The sequence below is a fragment of the uncultured Agathobaculum sp. genome, assembly GCF_963927765.1.
Lineage (GTDB): Bacteria > Bacillota > Clostridia > Oscillospirales > Butyricicoccaceae > Agathobaculum.
The window spans coordinates 1-20,071 of the sequence record NZ_CAWVCU010000044.1 but is presented as its reverse complement, the minus strand read 5'-3'; the positions used below and the strand labels follow the sequence as shown (position 1 = coordinate 20,071).

17 protein-coding genes are annotated in these 20,071 nt (G+C 57.5%); 2 read left to right on the top strand and 15 right to left on the bottom strand.

What is annotated here, in order from left to right; all coding sequences use genetic code 11:
* Positions 1–48: 48 nt before the first annotated feature.
* The 10 genes from ABGT74_RS03615 to ABGT74_RS03570 form a co-directional block, all read right to left on the bottom strand.
* Positions 49–1,302 (bottom strand): DapH/DapD/GlmU-related protein, encoded by a 1,254-nt coding sequence (locus tag ABGT74_RS03615; protein WP_346704490.1) that lies wholly within the window; start codon positions 1,300–1,302, stop codon positions 49–51.
* A gap of 219 nt (positions 1,303–1,521) precedes the next feature.
* Complete coding sequence (locus ABGT74_RS03610; protein WP_297282854.1) at positions 1,522–2,232, bottom strand: DUF6198 family protein; 711 nt, start codon at positions 2,230–2,232, stop codon at positions 1,522–1,524.
* 77 nt (positions 2,233–2,309) lie between these two features.
* Complete coding sequence (locus ABGT74_RS03605; RefSeq protein WP_346704489.1) at positions 2,310–2,753, bottom strand: NifB/NifX family molybdenum-iron cluster-binding protein; 444 nt, start codon at positions 2,751–2,753, stop codon at positions 2,310–2,312.
* Positions 2,750–3,568, bottom strand: coding sequence for an Mrp/NBP35 family ATP-binding protein (locus ABGT74_RS03600; protein WP_346704488.1), 819 nt, complete (start codon positions 3,566–3,568; stop codon positions 2,750–2,752). The genes ABGT74_RS03605 and ABGT74_RS03600 overlap by 4 nt, the downstream gene beginning before the upstream one ends.
* A 774-nt stretch (positions 3,569–4,342) precedes the next feature.
* Positions 4,343–5,335 (bottom strand): ATP-binding protein, encoded by a 993-nt coding sequence (locus tag ABGT74_RS03595; protein ID WP_297282851.1) that lies wholly within the window; start codon positions 5,333–5,335, stop codon positions 4,343–4,345.
* Positions 5,325–6,269: a DnaD domain protein gene (locus ABGT74_RS03590; RefSeq protein WP_346704487.1), complete on the bottom strand. Its 945-nt coding sequence runs from the start codon at positions 6,267–6,269 to the stop codon at positions 5,325–5,327. The genes ABGT74_RS03595 and ABGT74_RS03590 overlap by 11 nt, the downstream gene beginning before the upstream one ends.
* 127 nt (positions 6,270–6,396) lie before the next feature.
* On the bottom strand, positions 6,397–8,520 hold the full coding sequence (locus ABGT74_RS03585; RefSeq protein ID WP_297282849.1) for a polyribonucleotide nucleotidyltransferase: 2,124 nt from the start codon (positions 8,518–8,520) through the stop codon (positions 6,397–6,399).
* 174 nt (positions 8,521–8,694) lie between these two features.
* A complete protein-coding gene (rpsO, locus tag ABGT74_RS03580) occupies positions 8,695–8,961 on the bottom strand; it encodes a 30S ribosomal protein S15 (RefSeq protein WP_297282848.1) in 267 nt (88 codons plus the stop codon).
* Between the two features lie 523 nt (positions 8,962–9,484).
* Positions 9,485–9,802, bottom strand: coding sequence for a sigma-70 family RNA polymerase sigma factor (locus tag ABGT74_RS03575; protein ID WP_346704486.1), 318 nt, complete (start codon positions 9,800–9,802; stop codon positions 9,485–9,487).
* Positions 9,780–10,016, bottom strand: a complete 237-nt coding sequence (locus tag ABGT74_RS03570) for a hypothetical protein (RefSeq protein WP_346704485.1) — start codon at positions 10,014–10,016, stop codon at positions 9,780–9,782. The genes ABGT74_RS03575 and ABGT74_RS03570 overlap by 23 nt, the downstream gene beginning before the upstream one ends.
* 149 nt (positions 10,017–10,165) lie before the next feature.
* Between ABGT74_RS03570 and spoIID the strand changes: the two genes are divergently transcribed.
* Complete coding sequence (spoIID, locus tag ABGT74_RS03565) at positions 10,166–11,134, top strand: stage II sporulation protein D (protein WP_346704483.1); 969 nt, start codon at positions 10,166–10,168, stop codon at positions 11,132–11,134.
* Between the two features lie 46 nt (positions 11,135–11,180).
* On the top strand, positions 11,181–11,945 hold the full coding sequence (locus tag ABGT74_RS03560) for a M23 family metallopeptidase (protein WP_346704482.1): 765 nt from the start codon (positions 11,181–11,183) through the stop codon (positions 11,943–11,945).
* Positions 11,946–11,999: 54 nt separating this feature from the next.
* Here the strand turns inward: ABGT74_RS03560 and ABGT74_RS03555 are convergent, their stop codons facing one another.
* From ABGT74_RS03555 to ABGT74_RS03535, 5 genes are all read right to left on the bottom strand, one after another.
* Positions 12,000–12,722: a hypothetical protein gene (locus tag ABGT74_RS03555; RefSeq protein WP_346704481.1), complete on the bottom strand. Its 723-nt coding sequence runs from the start codon at positions 12,720–12,722 to the stop codon at positions 12,000–12,002.
* A gap of 122 nt (positions 12,723–12,844) precedes the next feature.
* On the bottom strand, positions 12,845–15,964 hold the full coding sequence (locus tag ABGT74_RS03550) for an efflux RND transporter permease subunit (protein WP_346704480.1): 3,120 nt from the start codon (positions 15,962–15,964) through the stop codon (positions 12,845–12,847).
* Positions 15,965–15,971: 7 nt separating this feature from the next.
* Complete coding sequence (locus ABGT74_RS03545; protein WP_297282841.1) at positions 15,972–17,249, bottom strand: efflux RND transporter periplasmic adaptor subunit; 1,278 nt, start codon at positions 17,247–17,249, stop codon at positions 15,972–15,974.
* Positions 17,250–17,284: 35 nt separating this feature from the next.
* On the bottom strand, positions 17,285–18,610 hold the full coding sequence (locus ABGT74_RS03540; RefSeq protein ID WP_346704479.1) for a TolC family protein: 1,326 nt from the start codon (positions 18,608–18,610) through the stop codon (positions 17,285–17,287).
* A 28-nt stretch (positions 18,611–18,638) separates the two neighbouring features.
* Positions 18,639–19,661 (bottom strand): LacI family DNA-binding transcriptional regulator, encoded by a 1,023-nt coding sequence (locus tag ABGT74_RS03535; protein WP_297282839.1) that lies wholly within the window; start codon positions 19,659–19,661, stop codon positions 18,639–18,641.
* Positions 19,662–20,071 lie beyond the last annotated feature (410 nt).

Genomic DNA, 20,071 nt, shown 5'->3' with positions numbered 1-20,071 from the left:
TGGTAAGCCTCCGTCATAATGATAGAATTTATCCCGTTTTTTCTATGTTTACTTTTTATTTTGCTCTTTTTCATGTGCCTCGCGGCGGCGGTCGTTCCAGCCATCGAGCGTGGTCTGCCGCGCACGGGCAACTGCCAGCGCACCAGCCGGTACGTCCTTGGTGATCGTCGCGCCGGCAGCGGTAAACGCGCGGTCGCCGAGCTTCACAGGCGATACCAGATTGGTGTTGCAGCCGATGAAGCAATCGTCCCCGATCACGGTCTGGTACTTATGATATCCATCGTAGTTGACCACAACCGTGCCGCAGCCGAAATTGACGCGCTCGCCAACGGTTGCGTCGCCGATATAGGTCAGGTGGGACACCTTGGTGCCATTGCCGATGGTGGACTTTTTCAGCTCAACAAAGTCACCGATGCGACAGCCGTCGCCCACCACGCACTGCGGGCGGACATAAGCAAACGGTCCGACCGTAGTGTGCGCACCGATCTTGGACTCATACACCTGCGAATTGTTGACCGTAGTACCCGCACCAATCTCGGCTTTTTCCAGAATGGAGTTCGGGCCGATGACCGCACCAGCGCCCACCTTGCAGCCCGGACGGATATGGCAGCCGGGCAGGATGGTCGCACCCGCTTCGATCTCGGCGTCCGGCGCGATATAGGTGTTTGCCGGATCAAAAATCTGAACGCCTTTTTCGATCAGCGTGAAATTGACGCGGCTTACCATCGCGCGGAACGCGATATAAGCCGAACCGCCGTCGCAAATCTCAACGATCTCGTTTGTCACGGCGACGCCCTTCTGTGCGCCTGCGGCGACTGCCGCCTCCACCAACGCATCCAGCGTATCGCCGCCCGCTGCGAGCGCCTTTTGCAGCATGTCATAGGTGAACATCGCGGCAAGGCAATGCGCGTCGCGCGGGATGGGCTGGCCCTCCGCGTCAAAGCCCTGCTGCTCGGCCACCAGTACGCTCACGCCGTAGCCGGTCGTCACATGCGTCTCGATCAGATGGGTCAGCGCATCGTCCTCGGCAAGCACAAACGGCGCGGCAACCACCAGCACCTGCTCGCTTTCCGGCAGGCTGCCAAGTGCCGCAAAACGGTTGCCCTCCGTCAGCGCAATGCTTTCTGCACCCGCCAGTGCAGGCTCCCGATCATCGTGCACAAAGAAGCACGCATCCACGGTTTCGGGCAGCTCGCCCCGCACCGTGTCGCCAGCCGTACCGAACAAGACCGGACGCGCATAGGCGGAAAAACCGCCCTCGTCAAACAGGCCGCCAACCAAGGCGGCGGTAATCTTATCCATCGCAGAAAAACCTTCCGTTTCCGTGGGGCTGCGACGCCCCGTTTTCGGTTATAGATTTATTATACAACACCCCTGTATAAAAAGCATCAGCATTTTTCGATAAATTTCCTTGCATCGTAAGATTATTTTCGCCGTTTGCTGACAAAAGGGCTGTCCGCTCACTGCGGACAGCCCTTGGCTACTCTGTATATCATTTTATGTACAGACCACTTCGCCCGCTCAGGCGCTCTCTTCCACCTCGGCTGTTTTTTCCTCTTCGGCTGCATCCACGTCCTCGGGCACCGCCACCGCGCGCAGCATACGGATGCGCGGGATGAGCGGCAAATGCGCGTTAAACAGGTTGACAAACCGGCCCACGATGAGCGCAGAAACCACCGTACCCAAGCCAAGCCCGTTGACACCATGGAAAAAGCAAAAGGACAGAATGAGTGCAATCGCCACCAGCGTCACATCGAACACGATCTTGACCGAGCCGAAGCGCTTGCCCGTCCGCTCGGTGATCGCGCCCACAATGCCCTCGCCCGGCACGAGCAGCGCATCCGGCGCGACCTCCACGCTGATGCCGAAGCCCAAAACTGCGCATCCCAGCACCAGCGCCACCAGCTTGACCGGCAAAAAGGACGGCTCAAACCACCACAGTGCTTTCATGCCGACATCAATAAACGCGCTGAACACCAGATTGACCACGATCTGCAAAAACTGGATCGGCGGGAACTTTCGTCCGCGCAAAACCACCTGCACTGCAATAAACAGCAGGTTAAATACAAAGGTGAACTGCCCCAACGAGGGCGCAAACCGCAGGCTGAGCACATATGGCACGCTTGAAATGGGCGAGGTGCCCAGTGCTGCCTTGGTGATGATCGCCACGCCGAACGCATTGATGATAACGCCGATAGTGAACCACAGATACCGATAAACTAACTTCCTCATTTTTCCTCCAAAAACGCCAAATGGTTTCATCCCCCCAATCAAAAAGGGCACCCGCATCGGATGCCCCGTTCAATTGTTCAGTTCGCTTCCTGTTCCTGCGGGATCTGCCGCAAAATCTCAATCGGGCCGCAGCCTGCGCACTTGGCGCAGTCATGCATGCACGCCATCGGGTCGTCCGGGTCTTCCTCCCGTCCAATCTCGAGCAGCGCCGGATCACCCTGTTTTTCCCCCACCAGGAATTTTGCGACTGCTTCCTCCGCCGAGCCCTCGCAGCCCGGCACAAGCAATACGCCGATCATCTCCAGCGCATTGCGCATAGCCAGTCCGAGCGCACCACAGATGAGCACGTCCACTTTTTCCATACTCGCTAACTTGAGCAAATCGGTCGTACTGGTTCCCTCCACAGAAGCCAGCCGCTTGCCCGTCGGGGTCTGTCCCTCCGCACTGACGATCAAAAATGAACGACACTCGCCCAGATTACCCGCGATCTGTCCGCCGTCATATGCCACGCCGATGTTCATCGAAGGCCCTCCACCGTCTTGAGCGCATCCTTCAGCGCATCCGGGAGCTTGGCATCCTCGATTTTGCCGGCATCCACTGCTGCGGCCAGCTTGGGATCGAGCGGAAGCTTGGCCAGCACGGGCAGACCGTACTCCTCCGCTACGTCATCCACATGGCTTTCGCCAAAGACCGAAATGTGCTTGCCGCAGTCCGGACATTCGAGGTAGCTGTAATTCTCCACCACGCCGAGGAGCGGGATATTCATCATTTTTGCCATCTTGACCGCCTTGCCCACGATCATGCTGACCAGATCCTGCGGTGAGGTGACGACCAGAATGCCGTCCACCGGCAGGGACTGGAACACGGTCAGCGGCACGTCGCCCGTGCCGGGCGGCATATCGACGAACAGGAAATCCACGTCGTCCCACACCACATCCGACCAGAACTGCTTGACCGTCTCCGCGATGATCGGCCCGCGGTAGATGACCGGGTCATCCTCGTTCGGCAGCACCAGATTGATCGAAATCATCTGCACGCCGCCCTCGCTGCGCGCGGGCAGGATGCCTTCCTCGCAGCCTTCCAGCTTATCGTGCACACCGAAAGTTTTAGGGATGGACGGGCCGGTGATATCCGCGTCCAGAATGCCGCAGGTATAGCCCTTGCGCGTCATGCCAACAGCAAGCATTGAGGTCAGCAGGCTTTTGCCCACGCCACCCTTGCCGGACACGATGCCGATCACCTTTTTAACAGAAGCCGCGGGATTCGCCGCGACCTTCAGGCTCTTTTCGCCGCCGCAGCCCGCAGAGCAGGATTCGCAATTATGCGAGCAACCCATAACTACAACAACTCCTAACATATCTTTTCTTGCCTATTTTTTAGTATACCGCATTGTATTCTCTTGCGCAAGGGTCAATCGCAGACCACCGCACAACAGGAAAGCGCCGTCGTCTCGTCGGGGGAAACGAGACGACGGCGCTTTGCCCATTCACTACACAGATTTGAAAAAGGGGGTAAAAGAGAAATAAAAGATCGGTAGGCTGTCGACTTGGGATTGCGGCTTCCCTCATCGACATGCTTAGTATACCCTATCCTGCCGGGAAAAGTGTGAACAGATTATAAATATGCTGTGAAAGAATTGTTTCCTAAGGGTTTTCCACAGACATGGGAAACGCCCTGTTTTCCAAAAGGGGGGAAATGGAAAACAGGGCGCACGCCAATGCAAAAATGAAAAAGAGGATAAAAGAAAAGGTGAAAGAAAGAAAACATTATGATGTAAAAAAGGGGTATCGGTTGGGCTGGTGTCTTTCCCTTCCGACAATCATAGTATACTGCACCCCGGAGGGAAAAGTGTGAACAGCTTTTGAACAGACTTTGAAAGGTTTATGACATTCCCCGAACCGTCCCAAAGGCAGGAAAAGCCCCCGGTCCATGGGGGAAATGGAACCGGGGGCTTTTCACTCATTTCACAAAATAAAGGGGGGTAAAAGAGAAATAAAAGATCGGTAGTCTGTCGATTCGGGATTGCGGCTTCCCTTATCGACATGCTTAGTATACCCCATTCTGTCGGGGAATATGTGAATAAATTTTGAACGCGCTGTGAAAGAATTGTTTACATTTGTTTTTTCATCCGGCGGATGTCGTTGCCCACAAAATGCAAGGGTTTAAACTCACCGCGCAGCCGGGAAGCAACAGCAGGCGAATACTTATCGCTCAGCTGCTCAGGCAGCAGATTTGTATTGATGATCATGGGCCGTTTAGCCATCAGCCGATTGTTGATAAGATTATAGAGCGCGGACACGGTGAATGCCGTGCCCATTTCGGTACCCATATCGTCGATGATGAGCAGATCGGCCCGTTCATACCGCGCGGCGCGCTCGGCTGCGGCTTCGCCGTCGCCGTTGCCGAATTTAATCGTCTCATACGCTGCGAGGATGTTGATCGCCGTATCATATGCCACCGAAAAGCCGCGCGCCGCTACTGCTTCCGCGATACAGGAGGACAGGAAGGTTTTCCCCAGACCCGTTGAACCATAAAACAACAAATTGAGCGCATGCGGCGTAAATTCCTCTGCATATGCACGGCAATCATACAAATTATCCGCCATAATTTCCCTAGGCGAATCACCCAAGCGGTTATCGACTTTTTCCGGATAATATTCCAACCGGAATTTATCAAAATTCTGATCCTGAATTGGCAGCACAGTAGAAAGCTGCTCTTTCAGCAGCACTGCATAGCGTGCTTTCACACAGTCGCAGGTCGCGCTGCCCGCATAACCCGTATCGCCGCACTTTTCGCACATCGGCTTTTCGGTCAAATAATCTACGGGCAGCCCCATACCGCTGAGCAGTCCGGCGCGCTCGGCCTGCAAGGCGAGGTTCTGCTCCCGCAGCCCCTCGATCGCAGCAGTCGGATCGCCGCCCGTATTGAGCGCTACGCGCAGCACGGATGCTGCCGTCTGCAAAAGTGTGCGGTCAATGGCACGGATGCGCGGCTCATACGCATACACCTCACGCCGCCGCTGCGCGAATTCCTCGCTGCGCGCTGTGCGCTCACGCTCCAGCGCGCGCCGCGCTGCCGCTAATATCTTTCTGTCATATGCCACTGGCTTCCGCCTCCAGTCTCTTGCGTCTGGTCTCTCGTCTGCTCTCTTCCCACTTCTGTTCCCACGCAGCCAGCGTGCCGGAATCGGTCGGCTGCGCCGCAGTCTGCCCGACCGCCGTCCGCGTCTCCGGCTCGAGCGCAGTAATTTCGCTCACCGTATGTATGCCCGCCTCGTCCCAACGGCGCAGGATACCGAGCGTATAATCCAAACTCTTGTGTCCCTGCTGCTTATCCGTGCGCTGGACAGCCAGCTCAATTGCCTCTGGCGGGAAACCATGCGCGAGCGCGAAGCGGCACACGCGCTGCTCCTTGGGCGCCGGCTGCGCCGGGTCCGCGCCAAGCGCCTTGTAAACCGCCTCACTCAGCGGTTTTTCGTTGGCCTTGTGCGCCAGATACTGCTGCGCCTGCTGCGCTGTTACCACGCCCATATCCGCCCATAGATAGGCTTCCCTGCGGATATCGCTGACGCGCACCGTGCCCTTTTCCCCTTTGAGGTAGGCCAGCAGTTCAACAATCGCCTCGGCCGATAACCCAAGGTGGTCGTATGCAGTCAACAGACAGCGCAGCTGTCCCTCGGTCAACGTGCGTCCGAGCACACCTTCCGCACTCGCGCACACACCGGCAAATTTCTGATCGTCCAGCCGCGCACGGCGCAGCTCATCCGCCGTATACTGCGGGGTATCCGAGGGCTTGTCCACCTGCGGCGGCGCAGCAGGCGTAATCAGCCCATTGAGCGTAAACGCCGCACGCTCGTACCGCTCGCGCGACAAATGCAGCGCACGCATAGCGGCTGTCTCATCCGCGCGGCCATGCCGCAGCACATACAAATACAGCAGCGCTGCGTCACCGTCCGCAGTGGCGATCAACTTGTCCAGCATGCCGCAGGACGCAACGCGCAGCTCACCCTCGGGCAGCGATACGGAAGTCTGGGCCATCGGTTCATTTCCTTTCTAAATAGAGATTGCTTTTTATTATAACACACACCGCACACGCGGGCAAACGGAAAAGGGTTTCGGTGCAAAAATTGCGCCGAAACCCTCTGTTATACTTACCAGAAAGAGATTATTTTACCTTCTCTTCTTCCTTGACGTCCTTCATGGACAGGTTAACGCGGCCCTTGTCGTCGATCTCCATGACCTTGACCCAGACCATGTCGCCTTCCTTAACAGCGTCCTCTACCTTTTCGATGCGGTGATCCGCCATCTTGGAGATGTGCACCATGCCGTCCTTGCCCGGCAGCAGGTTGACGAACGCACCGAAGTTCATCAGGCGCACGACCTTGCCGTAGTAGATTTCGCCCGGCTCCGGCTCCTTGACGATCGCTTCGATCATCTTGCGCGCCTTCTCTGCGTCGGAAGCCTTGACCGCCGCGATGGTGACCGTACCATCGTCCTCAATATCGACCTTTGCGCCGGACTCCGCCACGATGTTCTGAATCACGCTGCCGCCCTTGCCGATGACCTCACGGATCTTATCCGGATGGATGTGCATGGTGGTCATCTTGGGTGCCCACTCGGATACATCCGCACGCGGTGCCGGAATCGCCTTAAGCATGATCTCATCCAGAATGCCGTAACGCGCCACGCGGCACTTCTCAAACGCCTGCTTGATGATGTTCGGGGTCAGACCGTCGACCTTGATATCAACCTGAATCGCCGTGATGCCCTTCTTGGTGCCGGCAACCTTGAAGTCCATGTCGCCGTAGAAGTCCTCCACGCCCTGAATATCGGTGAAGGTGGTCTCCTGACCGCCGTCGGTGATCAGACCGCAGGAAATACCTGCAACCGGCGCCTTGATCGGCACGCCGGCATCCATCAGCGCGAGGGTCGAACCACAGACCGAACCCTGCGAGGTGGAACCGTTGGAGGAAATGACCTCGGAAACCAGACGCAATGCATACGGGAACTCGCTGACCGGCGGGATGACGGGCAGCAGTGCGCGCTCCGCGAGTGCACCATGGCCGATCTCACGACGGCCGGGGCTGCGGGACGGACGAGTCTCACCGACCGAGAAGGACGGGAAGTTGTAGTGGTGGATATAACGCTTTTCAGTCTCTTCAAAGATGGTATCGAGTTCCTGCGCATCGCCCAGCGTGCCCAGCGTGCAGAGCGTCAGCACCTGCGTCTGACCGCGGGTGAACATACCGGAACCGTGAACGCGCGGCAGCACATGCACCTCAGCCGCCAGCGGACGGACTTCCTCCATGCCGCGGCCGTCAACACGCTTGCCGTTTGCCAGCCAGCGGCGCACGATCTTCTTCTGCAGCTTGTCCACGCACTCGGCGAGGTTTGCACCGTGCTCTTCCTTGTATTCGTCGGAAAGGGTTGCTTCAAATGCGTCGACGATCTCACGCACGCCTGCATCGCGGACGGTCTTGTCGTCGGTGTCCATGGCAACCTCGAACTTATCGTTGCACTCCGCCTCGAGCTTGTCGAACAGGTCATGATCGATGTCGTGATGCTCGTACTCGAACTTCGGCTTGCCGATCTCGTCCTTGATGCCCTGAATGAACGCACAGATCTTCTTGAGCTCCTCATGCGCTTCCATCAGTGCGTTGAACATGTCATCCTCAGGCACTTCGTTTGCGCCTGCCTCGATCATAACGATCTTGTCCTTAGTCGCGCACAGAGTAACGTCCATTTCGGACTGCTTGCGCTGCTCGGAAGTCGGGTTGATGACGGTCTTGCCGTCTACAATGCCGACCTGGCAGCCTGCAACCACATAGTCAAACGGAATATCGGAAATCGAAACCGCGATGGACGCGCCCAGCAGGCCAACCACCTCGGGGGAGTTATCATAATCGTTTTCCAGCACGGTGCATACGATGGACACGTCGTTGCGCAGATCCTTCGGGAACAGCGGACGCATCGGACGGTCGATCTGGCGGGAAGCGAGGATAGCCTTCTCGCTCGGACGGCCCTCGCGGCGCATAAAGCTGCCCGGGATGCGGCCTACTGCGTACAGACGCTCCTCAAAGTCAACCGAGAGCGGGAAAAAGTCGATGCCGTCACGCGGCTTGGCCGATGCGGTCGCGGTGACCAGCACAGCGGTGTCGCCGTAGCGCACCAGGCACGAGCCGTTGGCCAGCTGCGCCATCTTGCCGGTTTCCACAGTCAGCTTACGGCCAGCGATCTCGGTTTCAAAAACACGGTAGTTTTTGAAGTCAAAGTGGTTGATGTTTGCCATGTTTGTTCCTCCCTTTTTGTGTTGCGGAGGGCGGCGCATCCCTTTTTTAGCACTTGAAGCAAACACGGAAAACCGGGCTCCGGCTCTGCTTCAACTGCTAAAAAGCGGTTTTGCCGCCTTCCTTTTGAAAACAGAAACAGGGGAGCAGACTGCTCCCCTATTTGCTTGTTCTTCTTACTTACGGATGCCGAGCTTGGCAATCAGCGCACGATAGCGGTTGATGTCCTTCTTCTGCAGGTAAGCCAGCATGGAACGGCGCTGACCAACCATCTTGAGCAGGCCGCGGCGGGAGTGGTTGTCCTTCTTGTGAACCTTCAGGTGCTCGGTCAGCTCCTGAATGCGCGCGGTCAGGATCGCTACCTGAACCTCCGGAGAACCGGTATCGGTTGCGTGAGTGCGGTTTGCCTCGATAACAGCAGTCTTTTCTTCCTTACGGATCATGTTGTGTTTCACCTTTCAAGATATATTTTTTACTTACCCACAGGCTGGGCTGCGGCTGGTGAAGTGGGCACGGTAGGGACATGCCCGGAATTCCGGCAGCTAAGCACGGGGCGAAAGTACAATATATGATACCATGCTTACACCAATTTGTAAAGCAATTTCTTATTTTTTATTTACTTTTTTATTTACTTTGCCGCGTTTTCGCACTTTTCCTTGGCCATTTTGTCGAATCGTACAATTATGAACAAATTGTAAACGGGATTTTGTCAATTTTTTATCTTGTCCCAGGAATGCCAGCAGTGCTATAATTCTACCATCCTCGGTGGACAGCTGAACAACATTCGCTTGAAGCCGTTTTTATTTACTGCTAAAGACACGCGACGGGGCGGTGCAATAGCGCGGCCTGATGTCGCGTTCTTTTTTTGCCTGCCGCTGCGCCTTCGGAGCATTTTGCCGCCGAAGGCGTTTTTTATTCCCATCTGACGCATACTGTTCTGCATACCACCGCGTAAAGTAACCGGCTTTATGCAAATGCATTGTTCCGCAGCTCCAGATTATAAGCCAGCAGGATACGCAGCCGCTTTTTGCCGCGTGCCAAATGGCGCGACACCGCCGACTGGCTGATGCCCAGCCGATAAGCAATCTCCTTGCCTGAAAGCCCTTCGACCTCACTCATCCACAGCACTTGATATTGCCGCGCGGTCAGCTGCTCTTGCAGCGCATGAAAAAACGCTTCGCGGAATTTGGCGCGAAATGCGCTGTTGTCCTCGCCCAGTTCTGCTATGTACCGCTCATACGCTGCGTAAGTCGCCGCCTGCTCAGACAACCTTCCTGTTTTCATGCGCATTGCCTCCCTTATCGTAATAGTGTTCCAGCACAAAAGCCGTTTTGCGGTTTTCGTTGATCATCGCCTGCAAACAGTTGATCCGGCTCTTTAGGCGGTATTGCACCTCGTTCTGCCCCGCATGGCGCCGCGCCGTTTGCAATTGCTTCAATCGCAGCTCCAGAAGCGCTGTGTTGGATCGGTACTCCCTTGCCATTTCTTGCAGCTGCATAGCATGCCTCCTTATCCTTTTCGAACATTTGTTCGTTTCCTTGTTTTCTATAATACAATATATTGGAAGCATTGTCAACATCCGTCTACATTTGGTGTGCTATCAATTTCTGAACCCGCATATACTATTGGAGAGAGGAGGCTTCGGACATGCGTAAACTGCTGCTCACCGGATGTGGGCTTGTGATGGCGTTATACCTTGCGCCCGCGCTCCTGCTATACGACGGCGAGCCGGAACCCAGCACAACCGCTCCCGCTTCCGCACCGACTGCGACGGAAACCGCGCTGACGGGCGATTACTCCACCGTCACGATTTTGATCGACAACCAGCCCACCACACTGCCGCTGGAGGACTATGTTGCCGGTGTGGTAGCGGCAGAGATCCCCAACGACTTCCCGCTTGATGCAATCCGTGCGCAAGCGGTTGCTGCACGTACTTATGCGGTCTACAAAATGGCATCGGGCCGCCCCGCCGCGCATCCCGAAGCGGATGTCTGCGATGACTACCACCACTGCGCCGCCTACCGCGATATCGCAGTGGAAACCGCATCCGGCAGCGACCTGTCGCGCGTGCAGCAGGCGGTGCAGGACACAGAAGGCGAGATCCTGACCTATGACGGCGCACCGATTGCGGCGGTGTTCCACTGCGTCAGCGGCCCGCGCACCGAAGCCGCGCGCGACGTATGGGGTGAGGATGTGCCCTATCTGCAAAGCGTGGTCAGCCCCGGCGGCACAGCATACAGCGACTATGAGGCAGCGGTCACTGTCTCCGCAGACGATTTCCGCGAAAAGGTTGCGGAAGCATTCCCCTCCGCGGATGTATCCGGCCCGCCAAGCGACTGGTTCAAGGCCTCCGTCCGCTCGGATGCGGGCGGGATCATCACAGTCAAGCTCGGCGGCGTCACTGTGGAAGGTACCGCCGTGCGCGAACTGTTTGGCCTGCAATCGACCAACTTCACCATCACCACTACAGATGACAGCATCACGTTCCACACTATCGGCTACGGCCACGGCGTCGGTTTGTCACAGTACGGCGCAAAGTACATGGCTGAGCAAAACGCCAGTTATGAAGAAATTTTAGCGCATTATTATCCGGATACTGTACTCGGCCATGTATAAACCCTTTCCTCCGCGGTCATACTGGTGAAAACGGAGGTAAAGGGATATGAAACAATACAATTCCAAACATACCGCAGTCCTTTCGACCCGCGGCTTCTACACCATTCTGACCGTCTGTGCCCTCATCATCGCGGCATCCGCGTGGGTGCTCTGGTCGGACGCCACCGCACCCGCAGAGGATGAAACGCAGGCCAGCCTGCCCATCGTCACGCCCGCGGAAACGCTGCCCGACCTGACCGAGGACACGCCGGTGCTGTCCGAGGACACCGGCGAGGCCGACGAGACCAAACCGACGGATGAGGACAAGGGCGAAGCCGCCCAGCCGGAAGAAACCGAAGATACGGCCGCTGAAACCGAGGAAGCCGCGCCCGCACCTGTGGAAACGGTGTCCGCCCCGGTTTATGTGCGTCCGGTTTCCGGTGCCGTCATCACGCCGTTTTCCGGTGACGAGCTGCTGTTCCAGCCGACCTTCGGCGACTGGCGCGTGCACACCGGCACGGACTTTGCCGCCGAAGCCGGTGAAACCGTGATGGCACTGACCGACGGCACCGTGCAGAAGGTCGTCGAGGACGGGCTGTACGGCACCTGCGTCACGGTCTCGCATGATGCCGACCTGACCTCGACCTACTGCGGCGTGACTGATGTGCGCGTGGCAGAAGGACAGGCCGTTGCCGCAGGCGAAGCGATCGGCACGGTTGCGGAAACCATGGACGCAGAAGCAGCGCTCGGCCCGCATCTGCATGTGGAAACTGCCCGCGCAGGCACGCCGGTCGACGTGCTCGAACTGCTGGGCGAAAGCGAAGTCGAATAAACTGCAAAGTATGGCAAAGCCGCAGGACTAAAGTCCTGCGGCTTTGTATTTTTCTTATTCGGTTTTTTCCTCTGCGGTGTCCTGCTGTTCTGCCGACGCATCGTTTTCCGCAAGGGCGGTATAATTACCCGTTAAACCGCCACCGGCGACGGTCACGATCCCATCCGCCAGCAGGAAATTCATTTGCTCATCTGCGGATTTGGCCGTCTCGCCGTTGACCGCAGCCACACCTTCCGTACCGTCGGAAAAGCAATACACGATTTCGGTCTCTTCCTCCTGCGTGATGGTCAGCGCAATCCCCGTCGGGCTGACATAGCTGCCCGGCCACCCCTTGTGCTGTTCGGCATCGGCGTCATACAGCGGGAAAGTCGCATAGTCATCCAACACCCCGTCTCCGAGATAATTGTATTTTTCGCCGGTTTCCCGGTCAACTGCTACCTTGCCGACCGTCCGTCCCGTGGCATCGCTGACCTCAAATACATAGTATTCGCGCGTCGATGTCGCATCTGTGCCGACAGAAAGCGTCTCCTCCGTTGCTTCTACCGTGTACTCTGTCTCGTCTATGCCTCCGGCGACCTGCTGCAGCGCCTCCTGCTCACTCAGGCCAGCTGCCGTATCCTCGCTCAGCAGCCCCGCCTGCGTCGCCGCCTCCAATGCTTGCGTTTGCGGATTGACCTTTGCCGTCTCCTCCGCTGTCGGCTCCATCACATCGGTCTGCTGTGTGCATCCGGATAAAAGCAGGGTGCCGAGCACCACCATGGCAACCGATCGTCTCATCCTGCCCGCCTCCCTCTTTCTTCTCTTCCTCAACAAATCAGGCGGCACCGCTCCCTGCGGTGCCGCCTTAATCATACCGTATCCGGCGCAAAATTGCAACGGTCAGTTATGCGATTTTTTCGTCATTCGCCTCCCTTTTTCAGCTTTTTGAGCCAATGCCGTTCTTTTTTCGGGCGATGAAAGCGCTTTTTGACACGTTCGGCCAGACCGTCGGTCAGCGAATAGTACACCGGTGTGATGAACAGTGTCGCCACCGTGGAGATCACCATACCGGTCATCATCACCACGCCCATCGGCTTCATCATTTCCGAGCCCTCGCCGCCGGAGAACACCATCGGCACCAAGCCGAGGATGGTCGTCAGCGCGGTCATCAGCACGGGCCGCACACGGCGCGGGCAGGCGTTGAGAATGGCAGTCTGCTTATCCTCGCCCCGTTCACGGCGCTGCAAAATGTAGTCCACCAGCACGATCGACGAGTTGACCACCGTACCGGCCAGAATGATGACCGCCAGCAGCGCCACCATGGACACCTTGTTCCCGGTCGGCCACAGCATCAGCAACGAGCCGAGCAGACCGATCGGCAAAATCAGCATAATGGCAACCGGCAGCACAAACGAGTTGAACTGGCTGGCCAGAATGAAGTAAACCAGCAAAATCGCTACCATCAGCGCGGTCATCAGCGACTGTGTCGTTTCCGCGATACTGGAAGCGGACGTATCGCCGTTTTCTACCTCGACACCCTCGGGCAGCACATAGTTTGCAATCAGATCATTGACCTGCTGCATAATGTTCACGCTGTCGCCCGACTCGGTCTCACCCGTGATGGTGACAGTTGCATACTGGTTGATGCGCGAGATCGACTGCGGCGACAGCTCGGTATACACATCCGCCACCATGGACAGCGGCACCGTGCCGCCGGTGGGCGCGGGCAGCTGCAAGGATTTGAGCGCATCCATATCCTGTGTGAGCGTTTCGTCGCCCGAGATCGTCACATCGTATTCATCGCCACCCATACGCAGCGTGGTCGCCACCGAGCCGGTCAGCTCACCGCGCACCAGCGTGCCGATGGAGGCCGCCGTCAAACCGAAGCGGGACGCATTTTCGCGGTTGACCTTAATGGCCACACGCGGCACCTGATCGCCTGCCGAGGACTCGACATTGACCGCATCCGGCAGCGCCTCAATTTTGCGCGCCAGATCGGCTGCTGTTTCCGCAAGCGTATCGTAATCCTTGCCGGACAGCTGCACGCTGATATCCGAGCCGCTGTCCATCACCATCATGCCGGCATCCGACACCGTGATCTCACAACCTGCGATATCCGCTAGGTCGCGGCGCAGCTGTGCGGCGACCTGTGAGGCTGAACGATCGCGCTCTGCGACCGGCTTGAGCATGATGGTCACGCTCGCCCCCGACGCACTGGACATGATCGAGGTCGAGCTGCCCGTGCTGTAATAAACCAAATCCATTTCGGGCACGGTCTGCTCCGCGATCGTGACAATACGATCCTGAATCGCGGCGGTTTCCTCCATTGTGGAACCACTGGGCATGCCGACCGAAATATCCACCTGACCCTGATCCATCTCCGGAATCAGCTCCGCACCCGCTGCCACAATGCTGATAACGGAAACCACACAAATGCATGCGGTCACCGCAATGCCGATCCAGCGGCGCGTGATAAACAGCTTGAGGATCTTTTTATACAGCCGAATCGCGGGCTTATCTGCGATGACCTGTTCGCGCAGACCCGGTGCTGCGGTCGACAGTCGGTGCACGCCGCCGCGATCGAGCAGAATATAGCACAAAAGCGGCACGAGCGTCAGCGAAATCAGCAGCGACGATGCCAACAGCGCCACGATCGTAATGCAAAATTCCTTGAACATCATGCCGGTCAGGCCGCCGGACAGACCGATCGGCAGGAACACAGCAATGGTGGTCAATGTGGACGCCGTGACCGACAGCACGACCTCATGTGTACCCTTGACGCAGGATTCCCAGCGGTCATAGCCGTCCGCCCGATAGTGGAACACGTTTTCCAGTACAACGATTGAGTTATCCACGATCATGCCGACGCCCAGCGCAATGCCGCCCAGCGACATGATATTGAGCGTGATATCCAGCGCAAACATCAGCAGGAAGGTGAACAAAATGCAGCACGGCATCGCAATCGCAATCGCCAGCGTCGCGCCGAAATCGCGCAGGAATACCAGCAGCACGATCGCCGCGAACAGCACGCCCATCCAGATATTGCTCATGGCGTTGTCCACGGTCATGTTGATATAGTCGGACTGGTCCATAACCAGATCCCACTCCAGCGCACCGTTATTTGCAGTCAGCGTATCGAGCTGCGCCTTGGCGCGGTTGGCAATTTCAACCGTATTCGAGCCGGACTGCTTGTTGACCGACAGCATCAGGCATTCCTCGCCGTTGACCTTTGCCAGCGCATCGCGGTCCTTGGGCTGCAGGGAAACGTCCGCGATCTGATTGAGGCGCACCGTGCCGCCCGCCGGCAGCGAGATCAGCGCGTTTTTCACGTCGTCGATCGACTGATATTCGCCGTCTGTGCGCACGGACAAGGTCTGCGAGCCGCTGTTCAGCTCGCCGCCCGGCACGGCCATATTGTCCGCGCCCAGCTGCTGCGCCACCGAGCTGACCGTCAGGTTATAGCCCTTCAGGCGCGCCGCATCTGTTTTGACCGCGACCTCGTTTTCATAACCGCCCGAAATATCCACCGACGCCACGCCGTCCAGACGTTCGAGCGCGGGCGCGATCTCCTCTTCTGCCAGCGATTGCAGGCTTGCCAGATCGCTGCCGCGCAGCGCAACCATGATGACCGGCATCGAATCAATGTCGATTGACATAACAGTTGGGTCGGACGCATCCTCCGGCAGCATGGCTTTGGCCTGATCGACCTTGTCGCGCATGTCGGTCATGGCCTCATCCAGATCGGTGCCGTAGGCAAACTGCACGATGACCATGGACATGTTTTCCGCCGAGGTCGAGCTGAGCGTTTCCAAGCCCGCCAGACCCGCGCAGGCGGACTCGAGCGGCCTTGTTACCTGCTGCTCGATATCCTCCGGGCCCGCGCCCGAATAAGTCGAATATACGATCGCCACCGGCAGTTCCATATCCGGCATAAGCGCCAGCGGCAGCGATTGAAAGCAATAAAAGCCAAACACAATGACCAGTATGTACGCCAGAACGGTCATGACATTGTGTTTGATACAGTTTTCCGCGATTTTCATAGGGGTGTCAGCCCTCCCCATCCGCAGCAGCGTCCATGGTATCATCGGTGACGCCCGCTGCGGTGTCATCACCGGATGCACCGTCCTCGCCGGACACCACGCGAACCGCCGCGCCATCCGACAGATAGGACTGCCCCTTGACCACCACGCGGTCACCCTCGGCAAGGCCGGACAGGATCTCAGTATTTGTTTTGCTGACCAGACCGGTCTCCACTGTCACACGCGTGGCGGTGTCGCCCTCACCGAAATCATCGACCACAAACACATACCGCTCGTCGCCCGAGCCGGTCAATATCGCCTCAGTCGGCACGGACAGTGCATCACTGCGGCGCGCTGTGTAAAACGTAACGGTTGCGAACGCGCCAATCGGCGGCGCAGCGTCTGCCGGCAGAGAAACCGGAATATCATACAGATTGGTCTGCGCATTGGCTGCAGCGGGCAGCGAGCCGATCGTGCCCTGCATCATATCATCCGACAGCACCGAAATCAGAATACCCGCACTGTCACCTGCGTGAATGTTGGTGAACACGTCCTCCGCCACCGAAGCGGTGACCTCCACCTTGCCGTCCTCCGCGATGACCACACCGGGCTGCGCAGATGAAGCCATACCGCCGCGCACCACGTTGACCGCCGTCACCGTACCCGCACAGGGGGCTTTGACTGTGCCGAGCGCTGCCTGTGTGGTGATCTGATCCATGGATGCTTGAATCTGCGCAAGAGAGGCGGTCTGCTGCGCCTGTGCCTGCGACACACCTGCCTGGGCCTGCTGCAGCGCGCCTTGCGCCTGCTCGAGCGCCTGCTCTGCGCGCGTTACATCCTGCGCGGCTGCCGCGCCGACTTCATACAGCGCCTTGGTGTTATCCAGTGTCTGCTGCGCCTGATCCACACCGATCTGCGCCTGCTCTACGCCCAGCTGCGCGGAAGAAATCGCGCCGTCGGTCGCGGCTTTTGTGGCGTTATAGGACTCCTGCAACGCGCCCATCGTGGAAGTGACCGTCGAAGTGTCCACGGTAAAGAGCGTCTGTCCTTTGGTGACCTTATCGCCTTCCTTGACCGGCAGGGTCAGCACCTGCCCCGCCAAAAGCGGGAACACCTGCACCTCATTGACCGCCACCACTTTGCCCGTGACCGAATATTCCGCATTCATCGGGCCGGATGCAACCGTCATCACTTCCACCGCGGTACCGGTCGGCGTCTCTTCCGTCTGCTCCTGTTCCTTTCCGCAGCCCGCGCCCAGCAGCAGCACCGCCGCCATCACAGCGGCCAAAATACGTTTGCTTTTCATCTGTTTCCTCCGTCGCTCGCTTTCCCGATTTGCCGTCATGCCGCGCCGCCTGCCATGTAGCCCCGCTTGGCCCAATCATAGGTGTTATATGCCGTAAACAGGTCGTGCTCGGCCGTGTTTACCGCATCCTGCTTGGCGGCCAAATCATCCTGTGCCGTCAGATAATCGAGCTGCGAGATCATGCCGCGCTCATATTGCAGCGCGTCCACATCGAAATTCTTCTTCTCCGTATCATATGCGGCTTTGGCTTCTTCCAGCAGCCGTTTTTTATCCTGTACATCCAGATAAATCTGCCGGAAGGTATTTTCAGCGCTCTCCTTGGCATATTCCAGATTGAGCTTCGCTGCCTCATACGCGTCTACGGTGGACGACTCCCCTTCCTCATACTGGTTGGATGCCTCACGCGCAGCATCTTGTGCGGACCAGATGGAATAGCTGTTGTCCATCGCCTCTTTGAGGTCCTCTTCATAGTTCATATCTGCCAGCTGCTTCTCCGTAACAGTCGGCAATGCGGTCGGCTTGACCGTGGTCGCGGCCGTGTTGCCGCACAGCAGTGACAGCTGGTTTTCTGTCGTCGTCTGCATCAGCGTCAGCGTCTCGCGCTGCGCTGCCGCTGTGCGGCGCGTTTGACGCAGGTTATCCAGCGTCAGCTGCGATGCCATACCGAGCTCCACCTGCTTTTCCACTACTGTAATCTGGCGATCCAGCGCCGCCAAATTGCGGTCGAGCGTTGCGATCCCTTCCTGCGTGGTGATAATGCCGATATATGCGCTCTGCGCGCCCACAACGATTTGGTTTGCTGTGTTGTCCAGCTGTTTCTTCGTGGTGGTATAGGTATCTTCGAGCTGATCCTCCGCCTCTTCCTGCGCTTCATCCAGCCCATCAATCGTCTGTTTCATGGCATTCATCCCGGCTGCCGCCAGATCGCGCAGCGTCGTAGCCATCGTGATCTGTGCCTGCATGGTGGAATCCTGCGGCTCACCTAACGCCGTGATAAAGTCGTTGTATGCATCATACTCTGCCTTATACTGCTTGTACTGCGCTTGATACTGCACCTCCTGCAGGAAAAACTGCGCGTCCAGATTGGTGTTCTGAATGCTTGCCAACGTTTTCTGAAAGCCCTGAATGGTCTGGTTATTCGCCCGAACGGTTTTTTCCAGCCCGGCAAAGCTGATCGACTGTTCATCCTGCACCGGCGGCGCAGCATTGACACCGTCCTGCCCCATCGCATTCTGCACTGCGGAAACCGTCGCCCATATGCCAGCCCCAGCCACATCCAGCGTATTGACAGCCCCGGCCGGAATGACCGTCAGCGCGCAGAGCGCCCCTGCCAGCAACACGCCTGTTCGTATCCGTTTCATTTGTTGTCTACTCGTCTCCTCCCGCTGTTCAGAGCAATTCACGCGTGATAATGCTCGTATGGATATATTCGATCTGCTGCCGCGGCATCTCCCCCGTGCGCAAGGTATGGGCCAGCACCTCGATTGCCCGCGTTGTCTGCGCGGAAAAGTCCTGATCGATGATAAAATCCAGCCGCCCTGCCTCCAGATACTGCCGCGCATGCGGCGTCAGGTCATGGCAGACCACATGCACTTTACGCGCCGGCTTGGCGCGCTCAAGCGCATCCATGCAGCCGCGCACGGACTCATTTGCCATATAGATTCCGCGCAATCGCGGATTCTGCCGCAGATTTTGCAGAACACCGTCATAGGTCAGCTCATACTGCTCCACGCTTTCAATCACATGCGCGTTCACATTACCGCCGAAAATCTCATAGATTCGATCCAAAAAGCCGCGCACACGCAAGCCGTGAGCGGTAAACTCACGGTTACCCGTCACCACCAGCACCTCTGCCCCCGATATGTACGGCGCAAGCAGGCCGGCGGCCACCCGGCCGGATTTGACCATGTCCTGTCCGATATGGTACAGGCGGCGGCTTTGCCGCACATCGGAATCGCAGGTGACCACCTGAATACCCGCTGTCACCAGCCGGTCGATCTCCTCGCACATGGCCAGCGTATCCGGCGCGGTCAGGATCAGCCCGTCTATTCCGCGTGTTTCCAGCCGCTCGATCGCCTCGAAATAGGAGCGATGCGAACGGTTTTTCAGTTCTTCCACCAATACGTTTACGTCATTCAGTCCACGGTTATGCACCGCCACGCGGATACCCTCCCGCATGCGTCGAATAAAAAACGCATCCCAGCTCGGCAAAATCACGCCGATCCGGTAAGCGCCCCGTCCCACCCGCGCTGCCTGACGCTGCGCCGGTGTTTTATAGCCGTATTCGTTGATCATTTTCTGCACGCGCTCGCGCACCTCGGGCGCAACATTCGGGCGCCCGTTTACCACCCGGTCCACCGTGCCGCGTGAAACGCCGCATTGCTCCGCTATCCACTGTGCAGTTACCTTCATCAGCCGATTCCCCTTTACCTGTGCTATCGCAGCGGGCAGTCTGTAATATACAGCCATTTTATCACAGTACCTTGCATGGCACAAGCGATTCTGTGCATTTTGCATACTTTCTCTGCAAAACCCCCTTTCCCGTGCTTTTTTGTTTTACGCACAATGCACAGTCTTTTTGCACGCTCCGCAGCGGTTTTGCGCCGCCATTTTCCACCAATCGCGCTTTTCAAAATTGGGCGGTGCGCCGAAATTCCGGCCGCACTCTTGATGCTCCCCTTTAAGTGGTCTATAATAAAGTCACCTTAAGTAAAAGGAGAGATTAGAAATGGGCATTTTGAAAATCGGCGTAGTAGGCTGCGGCCGAATCGGCAAGCTGCACATCAATAACCTGATCAACAGCGTACCGGGCGTGCAGGTCG